The organism is Zobellella iuensis, from assembly GCF_016746085.1.
GTDB classification, from domain to species: Bacteria; Pseudomonadota; Gammaproteobacteria; order Enterobacterales; family Aeromonadaceae; genus Oceanimonas; species Oceanimonas iuensis.
The window spans coordinates 236,120-261,084 of record NZ_JAERTZ010000026.1 but is presented as its reverse complement, the minus strand read 5'-3'; the positions used below and the strand labels follow the sequence as shown (position 1 = coordinate 261,084).

20 protein-coding genes are annotated in these 24,965 nt (G+C 63.2%); 17 read left to right on the top strand and 3 right to left on the bottom strand.

All coding sequences use genetic code 11. The features are described 5' to 3' along the window. Nucleotides 1-4: 4 nt before the first annotated feature. From hscA to der, 14 genes are all read left to right on the top strand, one after another. Nucleotides 5-1,849, top strand: coding sequence for a Fe-S protein assembly chaperone HscA (hscA, locus tag JKV55_RS15145; RefSeq protein ID WP_202087478.1), 1,845 nt, complete (start codon nucleotides 5-7; stop codon nucleotides 1,847-1,849). Nucleotides 1,850-1,851: 2 nt separating this feature from the next. Beyond that, the gene (gene fdx, locus JKV55_RS15140; protein WP_202087476.1) at nucleotides 1,852-2,190 is read left to right on the top strand and encodes an ISC system 2Fe-2S type ferredoxin; all 339 of its coding nucleotides are present in this window, start codon (nucleotides 1,852-1,854) and stop codon (nucleotides 2,188-2,190) included. A 13-nt stretch (nucleotides 2,191-2,203) separates the two neighbouring features. Continuing rightward, entirely contained in the window at nucleotides 2,204-2,404 is a 201-nt protein-coding gene (gene iscX / locus JKV55_RS15135) for a Fe-S cluster assembly protein IscX (protein ID WP_106730189.1), read from the top strand. A 391-nt stretch (nucleotides 2,405-2,795) separates the two neighbouring features. Beyond that, nucleotides 2,796-4,100 (top strand): aminopeptidase PepB, encoded by a 1,305-nt coding sequence (gene pepB / locus JKV55_RS15130; RefSeq protein ID WP_202087474.1) that lies wholly within the window; start codon nucleotides 2,796-2,798, stop codon nucleotides 4,098-4,100. 2 nt (nucleotides 4,101-4,102) lie between these two features. Then, on the top strand, nucleotides 4,103-5,377 hold the full coding sequence (gene pepB, locus JKV55_RS15125; RefSeq protein WP_202087901.1) for an aminopeptidase PepB: 1,275 nt from the start codon (nucleotides 4,103-4,105) through the stop codon (nucleotides 5,375-5,377). Between the two features lie 125 nt (nucleotides 5,378-5,502). Then, a complete protein-coding gene (gene ndk, locus JKV55_RS15120) occupies nucleotides 5,503-5,934 on the top strand; it encodes a nucleoside-diphosphate kinase (RefSeq protein ID WP_202087472.1) in 432 nt (143 codons plus the stop codon). 148 nt (nucleotides 5,935-6,082) lie between these two features. Beyond that, the gene (gene rlmN, locus JKV55_RS15115) at nucleotides 6,083-7,201 is read left to right on the top strand and encodes a dual-specificity RNA methyltransferase RlmN (RefSeq protein ID WP_202087470.1); all 1,119 of its coding nucleotides are present in this window, start codon (nucleotides 6,083-6,085) and stop codon (nucleotides 7,199-7,201) included. Nucleotides 7,202-7,227: 26 nt separating this feature from the next. Continuing rightward, entirely contained in the window at nucleotides 7,228-8,007 is a 780-nt protein-coding gene (pilW, locus tag JKV55_RS15110; RefSeq protein ID WP_202087468.1) for a type IV pilus biogenesis/stability protein PilW, read from the top strand. Continuing rightward, nucleotides 7,997-8,974: a cytoskeleton protein RodZ gene (gene rodZ, locus JKV55_RS15105; protein WP_202087466.1), complete on the top strand. Its 978-nt coding sequence runs from the start codon at nucleotides 7,997-7,999 to the stop codon at nucleotides 8,972-8,974. Before pilW ends, rodZ begins: the two co-directional genes overlap by 11 nt. Before the next feature lie 19 nt (nucleotides 8,975-8,993). After that, nucleotides 8,994-10,112 (top strand): flavodoxin-dependent (E)-4-hydroxy-3-methylbut-2-enyl-diphosphate synthase, encoded by a 1,119-nt coding sequence (gene ispG, locus JKV55_RS15100; RefSeq protein ID WP_202087465.1) that lies wholly within the window; start codon nucleotides 8,994-8,996, stop codon nucleotides 10,110-10,112. Between the two features lie 41 nt (nucleotides 10,113-10,153). After that, nucleotides 10,154-11,431, top strand: coding sequence for a histidine--tRNA ligase (gene hisS / locus JKV55_RS15095; protein WP_202087462.1), 1,278 nt, complete (start codon nucleotides 10,154-10,156; stop codon nucleotides 11,429-11,431). After that, nucleotides 11,432-12,076, top strand: coding sequence for a YfgM family protein (locus JKV55_RS15090; protein WP_202087450.1), 645 nt, complete (start codon nucleotides 11,432-11,434; stop codon nucleotides 12,074-12,076). A gap of 2 nt (nucleotides 12,077-12,078) precedes the next feature. Next, nucleotides 12,079-13,251, top strand: coding sequence for an outer membrane protein assembly factor BamB (gene bamB / locus JKV55_RS15085; RefSeq protein WP_202087448.1), 1,173 nt, complete (start codon nucleotides 12,079-12,081; stop codon nucleotides 13,249-13,251). A gap of 74 nt (nucleotides 13,252-13,325) precedes the next feature. Further along, nucleotides 13,326-14,834 carry a ribosome biogenesis GTPase Der gene (gene der, locus JKV55_RS15080; protein ID WP_202087439.1) on the top strand — a complete coding sequence of 503 codons (1,509 nt, stop codon included), beginning with the start codon at nucleotides 13,326-13,328 and terminating at the stop codon, nucleotides 14,832-14,834. Between the two features lie 183 nt (nucleotides 14,835-15,017). Here the strand turns inward: der and JKV55_RS15075 are convergent, their stop codons facing one another. Both JKV55_RS15075 and mltF read right to left on the bottom strand, forming a co-directional pair. Beyond that, nucleotides 15,018-15,167 carry a hypothetical protein gene (locus JKV55_RS15075; protein WP_202087430.1) on the bottom strand — a complete coding sequence of 50 codons (150 nt, stop codon included), beginning with the start codon at nucleotides 15,165-15,167 and terminating at the stop codon, nucleotides 15,018-15,020. A 95-nt stretch (nucleotides 15,168-15,262) separates the two neighbouring features. After that, nucleotides 15,263-16,678 carry a membrane-bound lytic murein transglycosylase MltF gene (gene mltF / locus JKV55_RS15070; RefSeq protein ID WP_237332898.1) on the bottom strand — a complete coding sequence of 472 codons (1,416 nt, stop codon included), beginning with the start codon at nucleotides 16,676-16,678 and terminating at the stop codon, nucleotides 15,263-15,265. A gap of 192 nt (nucleotides 16,679-16,870) precedes the next feature. Here mltF and purL point away from each other — a divergent pair, with 192 nt between their 5' ends. Continuing rightward, complete coding sequence (gene purL, locus JKV55_RS15065; protein WP_202087427.1) at nucleotides 16,871-20,761, top strand: phosphoribosylformylglycinamidine synthase; 3,891 nt, start codon at nucleotides 16,871-16,873, stop codon at nucleotides 20,759-20,761. Between the two features lie 175 nt (nucleotides 20,762-20,936). Next, the gene (locus tag JKV55_RS15060; RefSeq protein ID WP_202087425.1) at nucleotides 20,937-22,691 is read left to right on the top strand and encodes a putative bifunctional diguanylate cyclase/phosphodiesterase; all 1,755 of its coding nucleotides are present in this window, start codon (nucleotides 20,937-20,939) and stop codon (nucleotides 22,689-22,691) included. Between the two features lie 2 nt (nucleotides 22,692-22,693). Here JKV55_RS15060 and JKV55_RS15055 read toward each other — a convergent pair whose 3' ends face one another. Next, a complete protein-coding gene (locus tag JKV55_RS15055) occupies nucleotides 22,694-23,239 on the bottom strand; it encodes a YceB family lipoprotein (protein WP_202087420.1) in 546 nt (181 codons plus the stop codon). Between the two features lie 76 nt (nucleotides 23,240-23,315). Here JKV55_RS15055 and cls point away from each other — a divergent pair, with 76 nt between their 5' ends. Continuing rightward, entirely contained in the window at nucleotides 23,316-24,773 is a 1,458-nt protein-coding gene (gene cls, locus JKV55_RS15050) for a cardiolipin synthase (protein ID WP_202087419.1), read from the top strand. Nucleotides 24,774-24,965: the final 192 nt, after the last annotated feature.

Sequence of the window (24,965 nt, the reverse complement as noted above, 5' to 3'; positions counted from 1 at the left end):
CTCCATGGCATTACTACAAATCTCCGAACCGGGCCAGAGCGCGGCCCCGCACGAACACAAATGGGCGGTCGGTATCGATCTCGGTACCACCAACTCCCTGGTGGCGGTGGTGCGCAGTGGCCTGGCCGAAACCTTGGCCGACGAGCAGGGGCGTGCTCTGCTGCCCTCTGTGGTGCACTACCTGGAGGATGCGCTCCGGGTCGGGCACGACGCCAAAATCGAGGCCGAGCTGGATCCGCAAAACACCATCGTTTCCGTCAAGCGGTTGATGGGCAAGGCGCTGGCGGATATTCCCCGGGCCAAGCTGCCCTATGTCTTCCGGGACAGCGGCCAGGGGGTGATCGAACTCGACACCATCCAGGGACCGGTCAATCCGGTGCAGGTCTCCGCCGAGATCCTGAAATGCCTGGCCCGCCGGGCCGAAAACAGCCTCGGCAACCCCATTCAGGGCGCGGTGATCACGGTGCCGGCCTACTTCGACGACGCCCAGCGCCAGGGCACCAAGGACGCGGCCCGGCTGGCCGGCCTGGAGGTGCTGCGGTTGCTCAACGAGCCCACCGCCGCCGCCATCGCCTACGGCCTGGACTCCGGCCAGGAAGGGGTGATTGCGGTCTACGATCTCGGCGGTGGTACCTTCGACATCTCCATACTGCGGCTGCACAAAGGGGTGTTCGAGGTGCTGGCCACCGGTGGCGATTCGGCCCTGGGCGGCGACGACTTCGACCATGCCCTGGCCGACTGGATCCAGGGCCAGGCCGGCATCGGCGAACTGACCCCGACCCAGCAGCGCAACCTGCTGGACGCGGCCTGTGCCGCCAAGCAGGGGCTGACCGACAGCGACAGCGTGACGGTCGGCTGGGAAGGCTGGCAGGGAGAACTGAGCCGGACCGAGTTCGAGGCGCTGATCCTGCCCTGGGTCAACAAGACCCTGGCGGCCTGTCGCCGGGCCCTGAAAGACGCCGGCGTGACGACGGCGGAGGTGCTGCAGGTGGTGATGGTAGGTGGTTCCACCCGGGTACCTCTGGTGCGTGAGCGGGTCGGCGAGTTTTTTGCCCGGGAGCCGCTCACCAGTCTGGATCCGGACAAGGTGGTGGCCATCGGCGCCGCCATCCAGGCCGATGTATTGATCGGCAACAAGCCCGACAGCGACATGCTGCTGCTCGACGTGATCCCCTTGTCGCTGGGCCTCGAGACCATGGGCGGCCTGGTGGAAAAAATCATTCCGCGCAACACCACCATTCCCGTGGCCCGGGCCCAGGAGTTCACCACCTTCAAGGACGGCCAGACCGCCATGGCCATCCACGTGGTGCAGGGCGAGCGTGAGCTGGTGGCGGACTGCCGCTCCCTGGCCCGCTTCAACCTCACCGATATTCCGCCCATGGCGGCCGGTGCCGCCCATATCCGGGTCACTTTTCAGGTGGACGCGGACGGCCTGTTGTCGGTCAGCGCCATGGAAAAATCCTCCGGCGTGCAGGCCGCCATCGAGGTCAAGCCTTCCTATGGGCTGAAGGAAGACGATATCGCCACCATGCTCAGGGCGTCCTTCGAGCATGCCAAGGAAGATATCGCCGCCCGCATGCTGGCCGAGCAGAAGGTGGAGGCCGCCCGGGTGATCGAGAATATCGTCAGCGCCCTGCAGGCCGACGGCGACGAACTGCTCGACCAACAGGAGAAGGCCGGCATAGTGGCGGCCATCGAATTCCTGCAACGCAGTGCCGAGGGCGATGACCCCGAGGCGATCAAGCAGGCGATAGAACAAACCGATAAACAAACCGCCGATTTTGCCGCTCGCCGGATGGATGCCTCCATTCGCAAGGCACTTGCCGGACAACGTGTTGATAAGGTGTAATAATGCCGAAAATTGTATTTTTGCCCCATGCCGAATTGTGCCCCGAAGGGGCCGCCGTGGAGGCCAAGCTGGGGGAGACCGTGCTGGATGTGGCGCTGCGTAATGGCATCGACATCGAGCACGCCTGTGAAAAATCCTGTGCCTGCACCACCTGCCACGTGATAGTGCGGGAAGGTTTCGACTCGCTGGAGGAAAGCAGCGAGCTGGAAGACGATATGCTGGACAAGGCCTGGGGGCTGGAGCCGGAATCCCGGCTCGGTTGCCAGGCCCGGGTTGCCGACGAGGATCTGGTGGTGGAGATCCCCAAATACACGGTGAACATGGTATCCGAAGGTCACTGACCGGGGAGGGGGTATGAGTCTTAAATGGATAGATAGCCAGGACATTGCCCTGGCACTGCTGGAAGCCTATCCGGATACGGATCCCAAGACGGTGCGTTTTACCGACTTGCACCAGTGGATCTGCGAGCTGGAAGATTTCGATGACGATCCTGCCCATTCCAACGAACGCATCCTCGAGGCCGTGATCATGGCCTGGATGGATGAATACGAATAAACATAAGCCGGAAGCCATAAGCGGGAAGCTGGAAGCAGCCCGAGTCTCGGGCCGCCGTGGTTGGACGGCGGTTGGGTTTCGGAGCCAGCTGGGCGAGCTATGCCTGTATAAGGTCGAAATAGATAGACAAGCCGAAGCGTCGGCCCGAGTATTCTAGCTTCTAGCTTCTAGCTTCTAGCTTCTAGCTTCTAGCTTCTAGCTTCTAGCTTCTAGCTTCTAGCTTCTAGCTTCTAGCTTCTAGCTTCTAGCTTCTAGCTTCTAGCTTCTAGCTTCTAGCTTCTAGCTTCTAGCTTCTAGCTTCTAGCTTCTAGCTTCTAGCTTCCAGCTTTGTTTCAAGCCACAGTCCCGCTGTGGCTTTTTCCGTTTTCTGTCAACAGAATAAGGAAGTGTTATGTCCGCAACCATGAACGTCATACTCAGCCATGAAGCCGCCGCCGCCCACTGGGGCGACAGGGCGCTGCTGAGTTTTCACGACGACGAGGCCCGGGTCCATGTGACCGACGCCACCGAGCTGGTGCGCAAGGCCCAGCAGGCGGGGCGCAAGCTCGATGCCATGGGTATCAAACAGGTGACGTTGAGCGGCGACGACTGGTCGCTGGAAAGCCGCTGGGCCTTCGCCCAGGGCTTCTACAGCGCCAAGGGCGGCCAGCAACTCGACTTCGGCGCCACCGGACCCGAGGAGCAGGCCGAGCTGGACGCCCGCGATCGCGCCTGCCGCTGGGTGCGGGAGATGATCAACGGCACCCCGGAAGACATCTATCCGGCGTCCCTGGCCACCGAGGCCGGCAAGTTCCTGCAATCCCTGGCGCCGGGGGCGGTGAGCTACCGCACCTACAGCGGCGAGCAGCTCAAGGATCTCGGCTATATCGGTATCTACGAGGTGGGCCGGGGCAGCGAACGCAGCCCCACCCTGCTGGAGCTGGATTTCAACCCGAGCGGCCAGGCCGGTGCCCCGGTGGCGGCCTGCCTGGTGGGCAAGGGCATCACCTTCGACTCCGGCGGCTACAGCATCAAGCCGTCCGACGGCATGGCGGTAATGAAGTCCGACATGGGCGGGGCCGCCACCGTGACCGGCGCCCTGGCCCTGGCCATCCAGCGCGGTCTGAACAAGCGGGTCAAGCTGTTCCTGTGCTGCGCCGAGAACCTGATCTCCGGCCATGCCTACAAGCTGGGCGATATCCTCACCTACAAGAACGGCATTACCGTCGAGATCCTCAATACCGACGCCGAGGGCCGGCTGGTGCTGGCCGACGGCCTGCTGGCGGCTTCCGCGACCGGCGCGCCCTTTATCCTGGATGCGGCGACCCTGACCGGTGCCGCCAAGATGGCGCTGGGGCGGGATTACAACGCCGTGTTCAGCATGAACGACGACCTTGCCCTGGCCACGGTGCGGGCCGCCCGGGAAGAATACGAGAAGGCCTGGCACCTGCCTCTGGAGCCTTTCCATGTGGGGCAGCTGTCATCCTCTTTCGCCGACATGGCCAACATACATGGGGGCGAGGGCATGGCAGGCGCCTCTACCGCCGCCGCCTTCCTGTCCCGTTTCGTACCGGACAACGGCCGTAACTGGGTGCACATGGACTTGTCCGGATCTTATCAGAAGGCGGCCAACGATCTCTGGGGCGCCGGCGGCAAGGGCCATGGGGTGCGTACCATCGCCGCCATGCTGGCCAGGGTCTGTGAGGAGCAGCCGTGATGATGCCGATCAGGTTAAGCACGGCGGCCGCCGCCGCGGAATGGGGGCCCAAGGCCCTGCTCAGCCACGATGAGCAGGGCATGCTGATCCATCTGGGGGAGCGGCCGTTGACGGCCATTCAGCGGGCCGGCCGTCGTCTCTACAGCCAGGGACTGCGCCGGGTCAAGCTGGCGGGAGCCTGGAATGGCGAGCAGCAGTGGGCCTTTGCCCAGGGCTGGATGAGCAGCAAGGATCCCGGCGAGCTTATCTGGGCCGATGGCGAAGAGGCCGAGCGGTCGCAGCTGGAAGCCCGCTGGCACTGTGCCCGCTGGGTGCGGGCCCAGATCAACGCCACCCCCGAGCAACTGAGCCCGGTGGCCCTGGCGGTGGAGGCGGCCAGCTTTCTCACCGAGCTGGCACCCACCCGGATCAGTCACCGCATCCTCAAGGGCGAGGCCCTGCGCGAGGCGGGCTTCGTCGGCATCTACGAGGTCGGCCGGGGCAGCGAGCGGGAGCCGGCACTGCTGGAGCTCGACTTCAACCCCACCGGGGATCGCAAGGCGCCGGTGGCCGCCTGCCTGGTGGGCAAGGGCATCACCTTCGACTCCGGCGGTTATTCCATCAAGGCCTCCGAAGGCATGCTGCACATGAAGGGCGACATGGGCGGGGCGGCCCTGGTCACCGGCGCCCTGGGCTTGGCCATGCTGAGCGGCCTGAACAAGAGGGTCAAGCTGTTCCTGTGCTGTGCCGAGAACCTGATCTCCGGCCACGCCTACAAGCTGGGGGATATCCTCACCTACAAAAACGGCACCAGCGTGGAAATCGTCAATACCGACGCCGAGGGCCGGCTGGTGCTGGCCGACGGCCTGCTGGCGGCGGGGGAAACCGGAGCTGGGCTTATCATCGATGCGGCCACCCTGACCGGTGCCGCCGTGATGGCGGTGGGCCAGGAGTACAATGCCTTGTTCGCCCTGGACCAGGGGCTGGCGCAGCGGGCCCTGGAGCTGGCCGGGCAGGAGCAGGAGCCCCTGTGGCAGCTGCCGCTGGCGCCCTGGCATCGGGACCAGTGCCCCTCGGCCTACGCCGATACCGCCAACAGCCGGCCGGTCAAAGGCGGCGGCCCGGGCGGCGCTTCCAACGCCGCCGGCTTCCTGTCCCGTTTCGTGCCCAACGAAGGCCGGGGCTGGCTGCACTTCGATCTGGCCGCCGCCTACCGCAACAATGCCGACGCGGACTGGTCTGCGGGCGGCACTGCCCTGGGCCTGCGCACCCTGGCGCGGCTGCTGCTGGAGCAGTAGGGCTGAGGCAGTACATTATGTTGCCTCTCTGCAATAAAAATGCTGAACAAGAGTGTTAACTTGAGCGGGCTTTACGTATAATTCGGCCCGTTTTTACCTAGCCCGTTTACTTTAAAGGAACACACATGGCTCTCGAACGTACTTTTTCCATCATCAAGCCTGATGCCGTTGCCAAGAACCTGATCGGTGCCATTTACCAGCGCTTCGAAGCGGCCGGCCTGAAAATCGTTGCCGCCAAGATGGTGCACCTGAGCCGCGAGCAGGCCGAGGGCTTCTACGCCGAGCACAGCGAGCGTCCCTTCTTCAAGGCCCTGGTCGACTTCATGACTTCCGGCCCGGTGGTGGTACAGGTACTGGAAGGTGAAGACGCCGTGCGTCGCAACCGCGAAATCATGGGCGCCACCAACCCGGCCGACGCCCTGGCCGGCACCCTGCGCGCCGACTACGCCAACAGCATCGATGAAAACGCCGTGCATGGCTCCGATGCCGCCGCCTCTGCCGCCCGCGAAATCGCCTATTTCTTCAGCGATGAAGAAATCTGCCCCCGCACCCGCTAAGCCTGGCTGCAGGGTAAAAAAGGAGCTTCGGCTCCTTTTTTTATGTTGGTAGTCCGGGCCGGGCGGGGCGCTAGCACTGGCAACCGGATGCTAAACTCTGTACAATTTCGCGCCCTGTGGGCTCTGGTCAAAACGCGAGAGGCAACCGATGAGTGAAACAAAAATAAACCTGCTGGATCTGGATCGTGACGGCATGCGCGAGTTCTTCCACGAACTGGGCGAAAAACCGTTTCGCGCCGATCAGGTGATGAAATGGATCTATCACTTCGGTTGCGACGACTTTGAACAGATGACCAATATCAACAAGGTCCTGCGCGGCAAGCTGCAGGCGCGGGCCGAAATCCGTGCTCCCGAGATCTGCGTCGAGCAGAAGTCGGTCGATGGCACCATCAAGTGGGCCATGAAGGTGGGCGATCAGGAAGTCGAGACCGTCTATATTCCCGACGGCGACAGGGCCACCCTGTGCGTTTCCTCCCAGGTGGGCTGCGCCCTGGACTGCAAGTTCTGCTCTACCGCCCAGCAGGGATTCAATCGCAATCTCAAGGTGTCCGAGATCATCGGCCAGGTGTGGCGTGCCGCCAGCCGGGTCGGTTTCGTGCGGGACACCGGCCGTCGCCCCATCACCAATGTGGTGATGATGGGCATGGGCGAGCCGTTGCTCAACCTGAACAACGTGGTGCCGGCCATGCGGCTGATGCTGGAAGACTACGGCTTCGGCCTGTCGAAGCGGCGGGTGACGCTGTCTACTTCCGGGGTGGTGCCGGCGCTGGACAAGCTCGGCGACATGATCGATGTCGCCCTGGCGGTGTCTTTGCATGCGCCCAACGACCAGCTGCGCTCGGAGATCATGCCGATCAACGACAAGTATGATATCGCTACCCTGCTCGACAGCGTGCGCCGCTATATCTCCAAGTCCAATGCCAATCACGGCAAGGTGACCATAGAGTACGTGTTGCTCGACCATGTCAACGACGATATGCAGCACGCCCATGAATTGGCCGAGCTGCTCAAGGATCTGCCCTGCAAGATCAATCTGATCCCTTTCAATCCCTTCCCGGGCAATCCCTACGGCAAGCCGAGCAACAGCCGTATCGACCGCTTCAACAAGGTACTGATGCAATACGGCAACACAGTGACCATCCGCAAGACCCGGGGGGATGATATCGATGCCGCCTGTGGCCAGTTGGTGGGCGATGTGATCGACAGGACCAAGCGCACCATGAAAAAACGGATGCAGGAGCAAAGCATATCCGTCACAATGGTTTAAACAATCAAACCGTCGGTGTAAAGGGAATGCGACACGTCACTCTGTTGCCGGCGGTATTGATGTGGGGAGTGTTGAGTGGCTGCGTGAGTGAAACCACCCGGTTGTCCGACGGTCGCCAGTCGGGGGAGCTGGAGTTCAAGCCCGCGGAAGCAGCGGTGGCTCGAATGAATCTTGGTCTGGAGTACCTGCGGCGGGGGGATGCCGAACAGGCCAAGTTCAACCTCGACCGGGCCCTGTCCCAGGATCCGAAGAGTCCTGATGTGCACCTTGCCCAGGCCTATTTCTTTCAGTCCGTATCCGAGTTTGAGCAGGCAGAAAAAAGCTACCGACAGGTGCTGAAACTGTCGCCGAATCATGGCGATGGGCTCAATAATTACGGCGTTTTTCTTTGTTCGAGGGAACGTTTCGAGGAAGCGGATGTCATGTTTAGGAAGGCGGTGGCGGCGCCCGGCTATGTCCAGGTGGCGGATACCTTTGAAAACGCCGCCCTCTGTGCCATCCAGAACAAGCAGCCGCAGGCGGCGCTCGATTATTTCAGGCGGGCACTGGAATACAGTCCGGCCAAGCCGAGAGCGCTGCTGGGCGCGGCCGAGTTGGCGGCAGCACAGGGAGACGAGACGGGGGCATTCGATTACCTCGCGCGTTATCGGCGCGAACATTTACCCAGTCCACAGAGTTTGTGGTTAACAGTGCGTACCGCAGAGGCCCAGGGGCGAGTGGCGCAGGCCCAGCAGGCCGGTGCCGAGCTGGTACGCTTATTTCCGGATTCAGAACAGGCCAGGCGATTCCTAGCAAATGACTATTAACGAAGCAGAACAGCAGCCACAGGCTGAAGCAGTGGTAACGGCAGGCCCCGGCGCCTTGTTGCGCGGCGCCCGTGAGGCCAGGGGATGGACCCAGGCCGAGGTGGCCCGCAGGCTGAATCTGCGGCTGGCGGTGATCGAGTCGATTGACAACGATCAATATAAGGCCGGTGTGGCGGTGACCTTTTTACGAGGCTATGTCAAAGCCTACGCCAAGGTGGTGGGGGTCGACGTACAGCAGGCGCTGGCGGCCTTCGACGGCATGAGTGGGGCCGAGCAGATCCGGGCGGCGGCACCGATGCAGAGTTTTTCCAAAAAGACCCGGCAGCAGGCCAACGACAACTGGCTCAAGCGCATCAGCTGGCTGGTATTGCTGGGCCTGCTCGCTTCCCTGGTGTACTGGTGGTGGCAGGACAGCGGTGCCAACTATGTCGAGCGTACCCTGGAGCCGATGACCCAGCAGGAAGAGCCGGCGTCCCTGCTGCCGGAGCCGGTGTCGCCCAGCGACGAGACCCCCGAGATTATTATTCCCCCATTGCCATCGGAGGCGATGGCCGAGCCTGCCGCCGATACCGGTGCGGAAGTCGAGAGCCCTGGCAGCTCGGTGGATACGGCGGCCAGCGACGTCGAGCTCCCGGCGGTGGCCGCGGCTCCGGCTGCCGAAGCCGCGCCGGTCGCAACGACGGCCGAGCCCGAAGCCGGATCGCCTGCCGAGCCGGCTGCCAATCCCAGGCTGCTGGCGATGCGCTTCACCGATGACTGCTGGATCCAGGTGACCGACAGCCGTGGCCGTGTGCTGGCCGAAGGCGTGAAGAAAGCCAACGAGTCGCTGAGCCTGGAGGGCGAGCCGCCGTTCCGGCTGATATTGGGGGCGCCCCGGGCGGCCAGTGTCGAATACATGAACCAGGCGGTGGATCTGTCTTCCTTTAACGCCGGCCGGGTGGCTCGCCTCACCGTACCGCAATCCTGATTGAATCAAGAGTAGATAGATGTCTCAACACCAGTCTCCGATAGTTCGCCGCCAATCCAAACAGATCCGCGTCGGCTCCGTGCTGGTGGGGGGAGACGCCCCCATCAGCGTACAGACCATGACCAATACCCTGACCACGGACGTGGCGGCCACCCTGGCCCAGATCCGGGCGGTGGAAAAGGCCGGCGCCGACATAGTACGGGTTTCGGTGCCCACCATGGAGGCGGCCGAAGCCTTCAAGGCCATCCGGGCCGGCACCGCCATGCCGCTGGTGGCGGATATCCACTTCGACTATCGCATCGCCCTGCAGGTGGCCGAATACGGGGCCGACTGCCTGCGTATCAACCCGGGCAATATCGGCCGGGAAGACCGGGTGCGGGCGGTGGTGGACTGTGCGCGTGACAAGGGCATTCCCATCCGTATCGGCGTCAACGGCGGCTCCCTGGAAAAGGATCTGCAGGAAAAATACGGCGAGCCCACGCCGGCGGCCCTGGTGGAGTCGGCCCTGCGCCATGTGGATATTCTGGACCGGCTCAACTTCGATCAGTTCAAGGTCAGCGTCAAGGCCTCCGATGTGTTCCTGGCGGTGGGTGCCTACCGGGAGCTAGCCCGGCAAATCGAGCAACCCCTGCACCTTGGCATCACCGAAGCCGGCGGTTTTCGCAGTGGGGCGGTCAAGTCGGCCATCGGCCTCGGCATGCTGCTGGCCGAGGGGATAGGCGATACCCTGCGCATTTCCCTGGCCGCCGACCCGGTGGAAGAGGTCAAGGTCGGCTTCGATATCCTCAAGTCTCTGCGCATCCGCTCTCGGGGGATCAACTTTATCGCCTGTCCTTCCTGCTCCCGCCAGGAATTCGATGTGATTGGCACCGTCAATGCGCTGGAAAGCCGACTGGAAGACATCGTCACCCCCATGGACGTGTCCATCATCGGCTGTGTGGTGAACGGACCGGGTGAGGCGCTGATCTCCGATCTGGGTCTGGCCGGCGCCCAACGCAAGAGTGCTTTCTACGAAGACGGCGAACGGGTTGACCGGCTCGATAACAGCGCGCTGGTCGACGTGTTGGAGGCCCGGATCCGCGCCAAGGTGGCTAGGCTGGATCCCGCCGCCCGCATTCCGGTACAGGACAAGGAATAAGCCCCCGGGTTACCTTTAGCAGCTAATACAGAGATATTTTTGTGGCCAAACAAATTCAAGCAATTCGTGGTATGAACGACTGCCTGCCGGAGCAGACTCCGGCCTGGCAACAGGCAGAAAGCGTGCTCAGGCGCACCATGAGTGCCTATGGTTACTCGGAAATCCGCATGCCGGTCATGGAAGTGACCGGGCTGTTCAAACGCGCCATCGGTGAAGTGACCGACGTGGTCGAAAAGGAGATGTACACCTTCGATGACCGCACTGGCGACAGCCTGACCCTGCGCCCCGAAGGCACCGCCGGTTGCGTCCGTGCCGGTATCGAGCACGGCCTGCTCTACAACCAGGAAAGGCGCATGTGGTATATGGGCCCCATGTTCCGCTACGAGCGTCCGCAGAAGGGGCGCTATCGCCAGTTTCACCAGTTCGGGGTCGAGGTGTTCGGCCTGCAGGGCCCGGATATCGATGCCGAGCTGATCATGCTTACCGCCCGGCTGTGGAAAACCCTGGGGGTGAGCGAGCACCTTAGCCTGCAACTGAACAGCCTGGGGGCGCCGGAGGAGCGGGTGCAATACCGTGAAGCCCTGGTGGCTTACCTGGAACAGCACCGGGAGCGGCTGGATGAAGACTGCCGCCGGCGTATGCATACCAACCCGTTGCGGGTACTGGACAGCAAGAATCCCGAGGTGCAGGCGTTGCTCGCGGACGCGCCCGTGCTCAGCGATTACTTTGGCGAACAGACCCGGGCCCATTTCGACGGGCTCCAGGCGTTGCTGACTGCCGCCGGTATCGACTTTGAACTCAATGCCCGCCTGGTGCGTGGCCTGGATTACTACAACCTCACCGTGTTCGAGTGGGTCACCGAGAGCCTGGGGGCCCAGGGTACCGTCTGCGGTGGTGGCCGCTACGACGGCCTGGTGGAGCAGTTGGGCGGCCAGGCTACCCCGGCGGTGGGCTTTGCCATGGGCATGGAACGGCTGGTGCTGCTGCTGGAGACCCTGGATCTGGTGGAGCCGCAGCCGGCCCAGGCCGACGTCTATGTGGCGGCGGCGGGCGAGGGCGCCCAGGCGGCGGGCTTTGCCCTGGCGGAGCGGTTGCGTGATGAGCTGCCCGGCCTGCGGGTGATGAGCCATTGCGGTGGCGGCAACTTCAAGAAGCAACTCAAGCGTGCCGACAAGAGCGGTGCCAGCATCGCCCTGATCCTGGGCGAGGAGGAAGTCGCCCGCGGCGAGGTGACGGTGAAGTATTTGCGCGGTCAGGGCGAGCAGCAGACCCTGACGCAGGGTGACATCATGGCAAAGCTCAAGCAAGAGGGGATCTGAGTGGATATCTACAACACCGAAGAACAACAACTGGATGCCCTTAAACGGTGGTGGCAGGAATACGGTAAGGCGATCATCCTGGGGTCCGTCATCGGCCTGGGAGGCCTGTTCGGGTGGCGTTATTACCAGAGCCACCAGATCGAAACCCGCTCGGCCGGGGCCGAGGCCTTCGAACAAATCAGCCAGCGGCTGGCCGCCGAGGGCAGTGCCGCTTTTGCCGAGGCGAGCGCTTTCGTCGAGCAGCACAAGGGCAACAACTACGGCGAGCTGGCGGCGTTGTTGCTGGCCGCTGAAGCGGTCAGGGCCAACGAACTGGCGCTGGCGCAGCAGCAGCTGGAACTGGCCCTGGCAGGAACCAAGGACGCCGCCCTGGGTGACACCATCCGCCTGCGGCTGGCCCGGGTACTGCTGGCCCAAAACGAGCCGGTGGCGGCCCAGGCCCGGCTCGATGAGGTGACAGGGGAAGCCTTTGCGGCCCTGCGCAGTGAAATTCAGGGCGATCTTTTCCTGGCCCAGGAGCGTCCTGACGCGGCCCGTGATGCCTATCGGGCGGCGCTGGATGCCGGTGGACCCGGCGATAATCCCGGCCTGCAGCTCAAGCTCGATAATCTGGCGGTATCCGTTGAAGCGGGCGATGAGGAATAATCATGGCTAAACACCTTATCCGGATGCTGCCCCTGGTGCTGGGGCTGGGACTGGTCGGCTGCTCCAGCCAGGAAGTGGTGTCCCCGGCGAATCCGCTGCCCGAGATCAACAATGCATTTAATGCCAAGCCTCGCTGGTCGGCTTCGGTCGGCAAGGGCGTGGGCGATTTTTATTCCCAGTTGCGTCCCGTGGCCGAAGGCGAGCGGCTCTTTGCCGCCTCCCGCGACGGCGTGCTGGCGGCCTACGACCGCAATGGCGGCAAGCGGCTGTGGCAAACCCGGCTGGACAGGCTGGATATCAATAAAAACCAGCGCAGCCCGCGGATTTCCGGCGGCCTGAGCGCCGCCTACGGCAACCTCTATTTCGGCTCCGAGAACGGTATCGTCTATGCGGTATCCCAGGCCGACGGTGAGGTGCTCTGGACCCAGGAGGTGCCCGGCGAGGTGCTGGCGGCGCCGGCAGTGGATGAAGGCAAGGTGGTGGTGCATACCAGTGCCGGCAACCTGGTGGCCCTGGACTCGGACAGCGGCGAGCCCCGGTGGTTGCTGCGCAATGAACAACCCAGCCTGACCCTGCGCAGCATGTCCACGCCGGTCACCGCCGGTGGCGCCGTGCTCTATGGCCGCGCCGACGGACGCCTGGGCATTGCCCTGCTGGCCAATGGCCAGCCGGTGCGCGATACCCGTATTGCCAGCCCCCGCGGAGCGACCGAACTGGAGCGGATGGTGGATGTGGCGTCCCGTCCGGTGATTCTGGGCGATATCCTGTTTGCTATCGCTTATAATGGCCAACTGACCGCCCATCAACTGATTTCCGGACAAGAACTGTGGAAGCGCCAATACCAGGGCTCGCGGGATCTGAGCACCGATGGTCGCCAGCTTTATATCAGTGACAGCCGCAGCCATCTGTTTGCGGTGGATGCCCGCAGCGGCATGGAGCTGTGGTCCAATACCGAACTGGAGAATCGCCAGCTGACCGCTCCGGCCGTATTCGGCGATTATCTGGTGGTGGGCGATGGCGAGGGCTACCTGTACTGGCTGGATCGGCAGAGCGGTGTGCTCAAGTCGTTGCAGCGTATCGACAGCAAGGGCCTCTATGTGGCCCCCGTCGTGGCCGGCGATACCCTCTATGTGCAAAGTCGCAGCGGTGATCTGGTGGCCATCGGCCAGCCCTGATCCCGGCGGCTAACGGCACCACCGGCTCCTGATCCCGGATCAGGAGCCGTTATTGTTTTTTGGAGAATGTGTTTATGATGCCTGTAGTGGCTCTGGTGGGCCGCCCCAATGTGGGTAAATCCACCCTGTTTAACCGACTGACCCGGACCCGGGATGCCCTGGTGGCGGATTTTCCCGGTCTGACCCGTGACCGTAAATATGGCCAGGCCAAGATAGGGGAGCTGGAGTTCATCGTGGTCGATACCGGCGGTATCGATGGCAGTGAAGAAGGCATAGAACTGAAGATGGCCGAGCAGTCCCTGGCGGCCATCGACGAAGCCGATGTGGTGCTGTTCATGGTGGATGCCCGGGCCGGCCTGACGGTGGCCGATGAAGCCATCGCCCATCACCTGCGTCGCTGCGAGAAGCAGACCCTGCTGGTGGCCAACAAGACCGACGGCATCGACGCGGACTCGGCGGTGAGCGAGTTTTACCTGCTGGGCCTGGGCGACATCTATCAGATTGCTGCCGCCCACGGCCGTGGTGTGCTGAGCCTGCTGGAAACGGCGCTGGCACCGCAACTCGAGGCGCTGAACGCGACGCGTCATGAGGCTGAAAGCGAAGCGGACGAACAGCCGGATGAGGAGTTCGATTTCGACGAGCTGGGCCTCGCCGACGCGATGGAAGCCATGGACAGGCTCGAGGAAGAAGAGGCGGTGCCGTTCGAGGATCTGCCGATCAAGCTGGCCATAGTAGGACGGCCCAATGTCGGCAAGTCTACCCTTACCAACCGCATCCTGGGTGAGGAGAGGGTGGTGGTGTACGATATGCCCGGCACCACCCGCGACTCCATCTATATCCCCATGCAGCGGGATGAGCGGGACTTTATCCTGATCGATACCGCCGGGGTGCGCCGTCGCGGCAAGGTCCATGAGACCGTAGAAAAATTCTCGGTGATCAAGACCCTCAAGGCCATCGAAGATGCCAACGTGGTACTGCTGGTACTGGATGCGCGGGAAGGCATTTCCGATCAGGATCTGAGCCTGCTCGGCTTCGTCCTCAACGCCGGCCGCAGCATCGTCGTTGCGGTCAACAAGTGGGACGGCCTGAGCCAGGACGTGAAAGACGATATCAAGCGCGAGCTGGACCGGCGCCTGGGCTTTATCGACTTTGCCCGCCTGCACTTTATCTCTGCCCTGCACGGCAGTGGCGTGGGTAACCTGTTCGGCTCCGTGGTCGAGGCCTACCAGTCCGCCACCAAGCGGGTGAGCACCTCCATGCTGACCCGCATCATGCAGATGGCCCAGGACGATCACCAGCCGCCGCTGGTGCGCGGCCGCCGGGTCAAGCTCAAGTATGCCCATGCCGGTGGTTACAATCCGCCCCGGATTATCGTGCATGGTAACCAGGTCAAGGATCTGCCCGACTCCTACAAGCGTTACCTGATCAACTATTTCCGTCGCTCCCTGCAGATCATGGGTACCCCCATCCGGGTGGAGTTCCAGGAAGGAGACAACCCTTACGCCGGCCTCAAGAACAAGCTGACCGACACGCAGTTGCGCAAGCGCAAGCGGTTGATGAAGTTCATCAAGAAAAAATCCTGAACCAGACGCCGGCCACGCCGGCGTCTTTGTGTTCGCAACCCGGCGATATGGCCCTATGGGGCGCCGTTATCGGGGGGAATTGGGGAGTGGCCGGGGAGGGCCAGGTCTCCTCGCTGGAGCATGGCCTGAACATCACGGCAATAAGGGGCAGCAGGGGAGCCTGCCGGGCTCCGCAGGCCGGCCTCAGAGCGACTCTGCGGACACCTGGGTCAGAAAATAGGCGCTGTTGCGCCGCAGTATCTTGCGACGGAGATCCTGCAGTAATATCTTGCGGCGGGGCGAACAGCCGGCCGCTTTGCGCTGCTTGAACAAGGCGCGCTTGCGTTTCAACATAGTGTATTCCTCTTTACCAAGCCTGCTCAGCAAAATGATGCTGTGCTATTGCACTAGATATCAGGTTGCGATGCCCGGGTAAAGTGACATTCCGGTTAAAATTCCGGAACTGCCGCCGAGCGCTCACGCTGGGCCGCGGTCAGGCCGGTGTCGGTGGTCGGGGCATTGAGCCACAGCAGGCTCTGGTAGTACTGGCGTACGTTGTTGACGAACTTCTGGGCTTCCCGGCCGCGGGCATAACCATAGCGGGTTTTGCTGTGCCACTGGGGCTGGTGCAGCAGCGGCAGGTTTTCCTTGACCTGGGCCCAGGAGTTGGGATCCTGGGCCTTCATTTTGGTCAGCCGGCGCACGTCCAGCACATGGCCCAGGCCCAGGTTGTAGGCGGCCAGCGCGAACCAGACCCGTTCGTCTTCGGGAATGGCGTCCGGCAGGCGGGTCATCAGCGAGGCCAGGTAGTGGGCGCCACCGCGAATGCTCTGCTCCGGATCCAGCCGGTCATCCACCCCCACCTGCCGGGCGGTATCTTCGGTCAACATCATCATGCCGCGTACCCCGGTGTAGGAGCGGGCTTGCGGGTCCCAGTGGGATTCCTGATAGCTGATGGCCGCCAGCAGCCGCCAGTCCAGCTCGCCGGCATAACGCTCGAACAGCGGCTGATAGCGGGGCAGTAGATCCTCGGCCCGGCGCAGGAAGGTGCGGGTGTCGACGTAATCGAAATCCTGCACATGGCCGAAGTATTTCTCGTTCAGTCGGGTCAGGGTACCGGCCTGCTGCTGTTCGTTGAAAAAGGCCAGCATCCGCCCGAGCAGGCTGTCGTCGTCGCGTCGGTCGATGACCCAGGCTACCGGCTGGGGATCGCTCAGGGCAAAGGCGGCTTCCACATTGGGGTAATAGCGTTGGGTGCGGGCCAGCAGGGTGTCTTCCACCAGGGTGTGGGCCGTACGGCCTTCCGCCACCTGGCGCAGCAGATCTTCTGCGTCGGCATCGCGGCGGGTCTCCCAGTGCAGTTCCGGCAGCTCCTGCTGCAAGGCATGCAGCCACTCCGCCTGGCTGGAGCCGGCCAGTACGCGGACCTCGCCTGCAATCTGCTCGGGCGCCTTGGGGCGGAGTTCGCCCTTGCGGTAAACCAGGGTCTGGGCCACTTCATAATAACTGGGGCCGAAGCGGTAGTGCCGGCGGCGCAGGGGGGTGCTGGTGAGGCCGGCGGCCAGCATGTCGACCTTGCCGGCGTCGAGCAGGGTGAAAAGGTCGTCCAGGCTGTAGGCCGGGACCATGGTCAGCTCGACCTCCAGGCTATCGGCAAACAGCCGGGCCAGTTCGTAATCCAGCCCTTCTTCCTGTTCGTCCCGCAGGAAGTAGTAGAGGGGATGATAGAGGGTGCCGACCCGCAATTCGCCACGGGACTGGATGTGAGCCGCCTGACTGGGCGCACCTTCCTTGTTTTCGCACCCGCTCAGGTGCAGCAGGCTGGCCAGCAGGGTGGCTTGGGAAAGCAGACAAATACGGCGCAAAAGCGAGTCCTCATTTACGACAACTGGCATTTTATAGCAGAACTCGGCCGCTTCGTCAGGCAAACGCCGATATTTTCAACGACAGGAGCAGAATAAGGCACCGGAAATCGGCGTCGACAGGGCAGGGGTGTAAACCTATAATACCGCCAATTTCTCAACCCCCCATTCACTCACGCTTTGAGAATTGCCACTATGGAAATACTGAGAGGCTCGCCGGCCTTATCCGGTTTCAGGACCCAGGCCCTGGTTCGCCGTGCCCAGGAGTCGAACCTGCCCCTGCAGGGAGTCGAAACCGAGTATGTACACTTTGTCGCGCTGAACGCCAACCTCGAGGCCGATAGCCGTCAGACCCTGGGCCAACTGCTCGATAGCCCGCAACAGGGTATCACCCCGCCCGCCGGCAGCCTGCTGGTACTGGTCACCCCCCGCCCCGGCACCCTTTCCCCCTGGTCCAGCAAGGCCACCGACATCGCCCGCAACTGCGGCCTGACCCAGGTCAAGCGCATCGAGCGCGGTATCGCCTATCACCTGAGTTTCGAGCGTGAGCCGGATGCAGCCGAATTGTCGGCGGTCAAGGCGTTGCTGCACGACCGTATGACCGAAGTGACCCTGGACAGCCTGGATGCGGCCACCTGCCTGTTTGCCGAATCGGCGCCGGCGCCGGTGACCTCGGTGGATATCCTGGGCGGCGGCCGTGCGGCCCTGGCCGAGGCCAATCTGCGCATGGGCCTGGCCCTGGCGGAAGACGAAATCGATTATCTGTACGAGGGGTTTACCGGGCTCGGCCGCAACCCCAACGATATCGAACTCTATATGTTCGCCCAGGCCAACTCCGAGCACTGCCGGCACAAGATCTTCAACGCCGACTGGACCATCGACGGCATCGAACAGCCCAAGTCCCTGTTCAAGATGATCAAGAACACCTTCGAACAGGTGCCGGAACACGTGCTGTCGGCCTACAAGGACAACGCCGCCGTGATGGTGGGCTCGCCCGCCGGCCGCTTCTTCCCCAGCCCTCAGTCCGGTGAGTACCTCTACCATCAGGAAGACATCCATATCCTGATGAAGGTGGAAACCCACAACCACCCCACCGCCATTTCCCCCTATGCCGGGGCCGCCACCGGCTCCGGCGGTGAAATCCGCGACGAGGGCGCCACCGGCCGCGGCTCCAAGCCCAAGGCGGGCCTGGTGGGGTTCAGCGTATCCAACCTCAAGATCCCGGGCTACCATCGCCCCTGGGAGCAGGACTTCGGCAAGCCCGAGCGCATCGTCAGCGCGCTCGACATCATGATCGACGGTCCCCTGGGCGGTGCCGCCTTCAACAACGAATTCGGCCGGCCGGCCCTGCTCGGCTACTTCCGTACCTACGAGGAGCAGGTGTCCAGCTTCAACGGCGAGGAAGTGCGCGGCTATCACAAGCCGATCATGATCGCCGGCGGCCTCGGCAACATCCGTGGTGAACATGTGCAGAAGGGCGAGATCACCGTCGGCGCCAAGCTGGTGGTACTGGGTGGCCCGGCCATGAACATCGGCCTGGGCGGCGGTGCCGCGTCCAGCATGGCCTCGGGTCAGTCCAGCGAGGATCTGGACTTCGCCTCGGTGCAGCGGGACAACCCCGAGATGGAGCGCCGCTGCCAGGAAGTGATCGACCGCTGCTGGGCCATGGCCGAGGCCAACCCCATCCAGTTCATCCACGACGTGGGGGCGGGTGGCCTGTCCAACGCCATGCCCGAACTGGTCAACGACGGCGGCCGCGGCGGCCGCTTCGAGCTGCGCAATATTCCCAACGACGAGCCGGGCATGAGCCCGCTGCAAATCTGGTGCAACGAGTCCCAGGAGCGCTATGTGCTGTCGGTGGCAGGGGATCGCCTGGCCGAGTTCGAGGCCATCTGCCGCCGGGAGCGGGCGCCCTTCGCGGTGATCGGTGAGGCCACCGCCGAGCCGCACCTGAGCCTGCACGACAGCCAGTTCGACAATCAGCCCATCGACATGCCGCTCAACGTGCTGCTGGGCAAGCCGCCCAAGATGCAGCGGGATGTGACCCGTGCCAGCCATCGCAGCCCGGCCCTGGATCTGCACGGCATCAACCTGAAGGAAGCGGCCGAGCGGGTGCTGACCCTGCCCACCGTGGCCGACAAGGGTTTCCTGATCACCATCGGTGACCGCACCGTGACCGGCCTGGTGGCGCGCGACCAGATGGTGGGCCCCTGGCAGGTACCGGTAGCCGACTGCGCGGTGACCGCCGCCGCTTTCGATACCTATGCCGGTGAAGCCATGTCCATGGGGGAGCGGGCCCCGGTGGCGCTGCTCGACTTCGCCGCCTCCGCCCGGCTGGCGGTGGCGGAAGCCATTACCAATATCGCCGCGACCGACATCGGTGAGCTCAAGCGCATCAAGCTGTCCGCCAACTGGATGTCCGCCGCCGGCCACCCGGGGGAAGACGCCGGCCTGTACGAGGCGGTCAAGGCGGTGGGCGAGGAGCTGTGCCCGGTGCTGGAGCTGACCATACCGGTGGGCAAGGACTCCATGTCGATGAAGACCCGCTGGCAGCAGGACGGCGAAGACAAGACGGTGACCGCGCCCCTGTCGCTGGTGATCTCCGCCTTCGCCCGGGTCAATGACGTGCGCGCCACCGTCACTCCCTGGCTGCGCAGCGATCTGGGCGAGACCGACCTGATCCTGGTGGATCTGGGCAACGGCAAGAACCGTCTGGGTGCCTCCGCCCTGGCCCAGGTTTACCGCCAGCTGGGCGACAAGCCCGCCGACCTGGACAGCCCGGAGCAGCTCAAGGGCTTCTTCTACGCCATGCAGTCACTGCTGGCGGAAAACAAGCTGCTGGCCTACCACGACAAGGGTGACGGCGGCCTGTTCGTGACCCTGGCGGAGATGGCCTTCGCCGGTCGGACCGGCCTGGACATCGAGCTTGATCTGCTCGGTGCCGATCGGCTGGCGGCCCTGTTCAACGAAGAACTGGGCGCCGTGCTGCAGGTGCGCCGCGAAGACAAGGAGGCGGTGCTCACCTGCCTGGCCGGCCACGGCCTGGCGGCCTGCAGCCATGTCATCGGCCACCTCAACCAGGACGACCGCCTGCGCTTCTTCTTTGCCGGCGAGGAAGTCTACGCCCAGCCCCGCACCGAGCTGCGCCGGCTGTGGTCCGAGACCAGCTACCGCATGCAGGCGCTGCGCGACAACCCGGCGTGTGCCCGCTCCGAGTTCGAGGCCAAGCAGGACGCCGATGATCCCGGCCTGTCGGTATCGCTCAGCTTCGATCCGAAAGAAGACATCGCCGCGCCCTTTATCGCCAAGGGGGTACATCCCCGGATGGCGATACTGCGCGAGCAGGGCGTCAACTCCCATGTGGAAATGGCGGCGGCCTTCGACCGGGCCGGCTTCAGCGCCATCGACGTGCACATGAGCGATCTGCAGAGTGGCCGCTACCGGCTGGACGAGTTCGCCGGCCTGGTGGCCTGCGGCGGTTTCTCCTACGGTGACGTGCTCGGCGCCGGCGGCGGCTGGGCCAAGTCGGTGCTGTTCAACGAGGCGCTGCGTGCCCAGTTCGAGGCCTTCTTCGCCCGTCCCGACAGCTTCGCCCTGGGGGTGTGCAACGGTTGCCAGATGCTGTCCCGGCTGCGGGAGCTGATCCCCGGCGCCGCCCACTGGCCGGACTTCGTGCGCAATACCTCCGAGCGCTTCGAAGCCCGCTTCAGCCTGGTGGAAGTGCAGGATTCGCCCAGCCTGTTCCTGTCCGGCATGGCCGGCTCTCGCCTGCCCATCGCCGTGTCCCACGGTGAAGGCCGGGTGCAGCCGCTGAACGCCGATATCGCTGCCATCGAAGCCAGCGGCACAGTGGCGTTGCGCTACGTGGACAACCAGGGCCAAGCCACCGAGCGCTATCCGTTCAACCCGAACGGTTCCGCCAACGGCATCACCGGCCTGTCCAGCGAGGACGGCCGGGTCACCATCATGATGCCGCACCCGGAGCGGGTATTCCGTACCGTGGCCAATTCCTGGTACCCGCAGAGTTGGGGCGAGGACGGCGGCTGGATGCGCATCTTCCGCAACGCCCGCAAAAACCTCGGCTAGATCGCAAATCGGATCGCGCATTTCAAGCCCGCAGCAATGCGGGCTTTTTATTTTTCATTTGAGTCTATATGATAGGGCTGCCCGAAAAATAACCAGTATAAAATACGCATAAATATCAATAATAAAGGGCAATGAACGGAGCCACTCTCATTCATTCAACCATTAGAGCACGGACATGGACCACAGCGATTTGTTATGGGCAACACCGACAGATTTGCATCAGACCAGCACGGACAGCTTGCGGGAGCTGGCCGTCTCTTCCCTTACTCTGGCCCGGCAGATCATGCAGTATACCCGGGAGGGGATAGCGGTGATGGACGCCCGGGGCCGGGTCGTCGGGGTCAACCCTGCCTTCTGCCGGCTCAGTGAGCTGGATGCCGGGGATATCGAAGGCTGTCATATCACCAACATCAACCACGATTTGCACGAGCGCCGCTACTATCGCCAGATCTGGCGGCGCCTGCAACGGCAGGGCCATTGGCAGGGAGAGGTTCAGCACCATACCCGGCAAGGGCGGCTGGCCACCCATTGGTTGATGCTGCACCTGCACCGGGACCATCGCGGGCGGGTCAGCCATATCATCGGGATCCTGGACGACATCAGCCGGCTCAAGCAGTCGGAGGACAGGCTCAGCTACCTGGCACACCATGATGTACTGACCGGCACCGCCAACCGCACCTTCCTGCTGAGCTGGTTCGGCAAGGTGAAGGCGGCACTGGAGGAAGAGGAGCAGCTGGCGCTGCTGTTTATCGACCTCGACCGCTTCAAACCCATCAACGACAGCTTCGGTCACGGCGTAGGGGATCAGGTACTCAAGGCCCTGGCCGCCCGCCTGCTGGCACAGGTCGATGACAATGAACTGGTGGCCCGCATCGGCGGCGATGAGTTTGTGATGGTGTGGCGAGGCCGGCTCGGTACTCCGCAACTGATCCGCAAGGCAGAACAGTTGCTGGAGCAGCTGGAAGCACCGGTGCTGGTCGGGGAGTACGAGCTGAGCGTCGGGGCCAGCATCGGGGTCAGCCTCTATCCCGAGCATGGGCTGGAAATCGAAACCCTGTTGCGTTACGCGGATACCGCCATGTACGAGGCCAAGACCTTCAGCAGCGCCAAGGTGTGCCTGTTCGACCGCGCCCAGTTTACCCGGCTGGAACAACAGCACCGGCTGGCGGGGGAGTTTCGCCAGGCCATCGAACGGCAACAGCTGTTTCTGGAGTACCAGCCCAAGCTGGAGTTGTGCTCCAACCGACTGCTCAGCCTCGAGGCCCTGCTGCGTTGGCGCCACCCGGAGTTGGGGGTGCTCTATCCGGATCGCTTCCTGCCCGCCGCCAAGGATGCGGGTCTGTTGTGCCGGCTGGCCGATTGGGTGTTTACCGAGGCGGCGCGCCAGTACCGCTGCTGGCAGCAGCAGGGGTGCTGGCAGGGGCGGGTCAGCATCAACCTGAGCGGGCTGGAGCTGGAGCAGCATCGGGCCGGGCAGTTGCTCGAGTTGCTGCGCCGGCAAGGGGTCAGCCCAAGCCATTTTATCCTGGAGCTGCGCAGCGATTTTATCATGCGTCGCAGTGAATCCCTGCTGGGGGCGCTGGAGACCTTCAGGGCCGCCGGCATGGCGGTTTATCTCGACAACGTGGGGGAGGGGCGGCTCAGTTTCAGCAAGCTCAGGCAGTTGCCGATCGACGGCATCAAGATCGATCGCAGCCTGCTGTCCGATCATTTCGACTCCCTGGATCAGTCGGTGATCCGCTCACTGCTGCTGTTGTCCCAGACCCTGGGGATAGAGGTGGTGGCCTGCGGGGTGGAAACCGCCGAGCAGATGCAGTTCCTGCGCCAGCACGGCTGCAGCTCGGTACAGGGACAGCTGCTGGCCGCGCCCATGACGGCGGGCCAGCTCGAGCTCTTCTACCGTGACGGGCTGGATAGGATCCGTCACTGACCTTATTCCAGGCCGCGTAGCGACAGGCGGCCCGGGGCCAGCTCCAGGCTCAGCACCTGATCTTTCAGCCGGCGCTGCAGGGGATCTGCCTGATCCAGTACATAGACCGGATACTGGGACAGGTAGCCGGCGACCCCCTGCAGCAATATCGGCAGCATAAAACCGGCCTGGGGCGAACTGCCGTCCTCGTTCAAGCGGTAGCTGAGCAGTTCGAACTCATCCAGATACAGGGCGCCCTGCGTGCTGTCGTAGCGGGGGCGGGCACTGAAATCGCCGTTGATGTCCCAATGGTATCGGTTCTGTCCCTGGCTGACCGAGATGATGCCCTGTCCGGAGACACGGGCCTTGTCCGCCTCCCGCCGGCCCAGCTCGACCCTGAGATCCTGCAGTTTGATCCCCGCCGACAGCCATTCCCCCAGGGTGAGCGGGAATTCCTTGCCGAGCTGGAGGTTGAGCTGCTGGTTGAGCTGTTGCTCGGTAATGGTCAGGATTTGTGCCGAGGTAAAACTACTTACCCCAAAGGCGATTAAAAAAAGTATAATTTTCATAAGCCTATATCCATGGTCTGGGATTGCTGCATCAGAGACAGTCTGCACCGTCCCGCTTTAGAGGAGCAAGGCATTTTTGAGCGATTATCTTTATACGCTACTGGGCTGGTTGCTGTTTCTGGCGCATACCAGCCTGGTGATAGGGGTGACGGTCAGGGTCATCATGAAGCGCCGGGCGGTAGGGGTGTCCCTGGCCTGGCTGGCGCTGATCTACGCCATCCCCATCCTGGGCGTGGCCACCTACATTCTGTTGGGCGAGGTGCGCCTGGGGCGCAAGCGGGCGGAACGGGCCAAGTCCATGTACCGGCCTTATGCGGACTGGATCAACGTGCTGGTGTCCCGCTTTCCCGGCCAGCGTTTCGACGTGAGCGATCCGGCCCGCCCCATCTACGAGCTGGTCAAGGCCCGGCTCAATATGCCGATGCTGAGCGGCAACGGCATGACCCTGCTGCAGCAGCCGGAGGAAATACTGGCGGCGATGCGGGCCGATATCCAGGCCGCGCGCAGCTCCTGCTACCTGGAGTTCTACATCTGGCATCCGGGCGGGCAGGCCGACGAGGTGGCCTATGCCCTGATGGATGCGGCCCGGCGGGGGCTGGATTGCCGGCTGTTGCTGGACTCGGTGGGCAGCGCCGACTTTTTTCGCAGCCGCTGGCCCAGGCGGCTGCGGGAGGCGGGAGTCAAGGTGGTGGAGGTACTGCCGGTGGGCGCCTTGCGGGTGCTGTTCGAGCGTCAGGATCTGCGCATGCACCGCAAGCTGGTGGTGATCGATGACGAGGTGGCCTATACCGGCTCCATGAACCTGGTGGATCCGGCCTGTTTCAAGCAGGACGCGGGGGTGGGCCAGTGGGTGGACATCATGCTGCGTATCCGCGGTCCCATAGTGCCCATCATCTGGTCCCTGTTCGTGTGGGACTGGGAAATGGAAACAGGCGAACGGTTGTTGGAACAGCTGGAGTATCACCCCATCAGCTGTCTGGATAACCAGCTCAAGCTGCAATTGTTGCCGTCCGGCCCCTTCATGGGCGGTGATGCCATTCAGCAGAGCCTGCTGACCGCCGTGTATCAGGCCCGGCGGCGGCTGGTGCTGATCACCCCTTACTTCGTGCCCGACGATCCCCTGGTGGCGGCCCTCTGTTCGGCCGCTGACAGGGGGGTGGAAGTGCAGCTGGTGCTGCCGGCACGAAACGACTCGGTCATGGTCAATCATGCCTGCAACGCCTTCTTCGACGAGTTGTTGCACGCGGGGGTCGAGATCCACCTGTATTCCGCCGGCTTGCTGCATACCAAATGCGTGCTGGTGGATCACCAGTTTGCCCTGGTGGGCACGGTCAACCTGGACAAGCGCAGCCTGTGGCTGAACTTCGAGATGACGCTGCTGGTGGATGACGGCCAGGCCATGGGCGAGCTGTTGCGCCTGGCCGACGATTATCTGGCCGATGCCAGCCCGCTGTCCTGGCTGGAGTGGCGCAAGCGCCCCCTGCGCAAGCGAGTGGCGGAAAACCTGTTCTACCTGCTGAGCCCGTTGCTGTAGCCTGAAGCGAGAAGCTGGAGGCTTGAAGCCGCCCGGCGTTGTATAACGATAAGGCGTCATCGTCCGGCGTCGAGCCGATCTGTGAAAATAAAAATGGCGCTGCATTGCAGCGCCATTTTTCATTTTACTTCCAGCTTCCAGCTTCCAGCTTCCAGCTTCCAGCTTCCAGCTTCCAGCTTCCAGCTTCCAGCT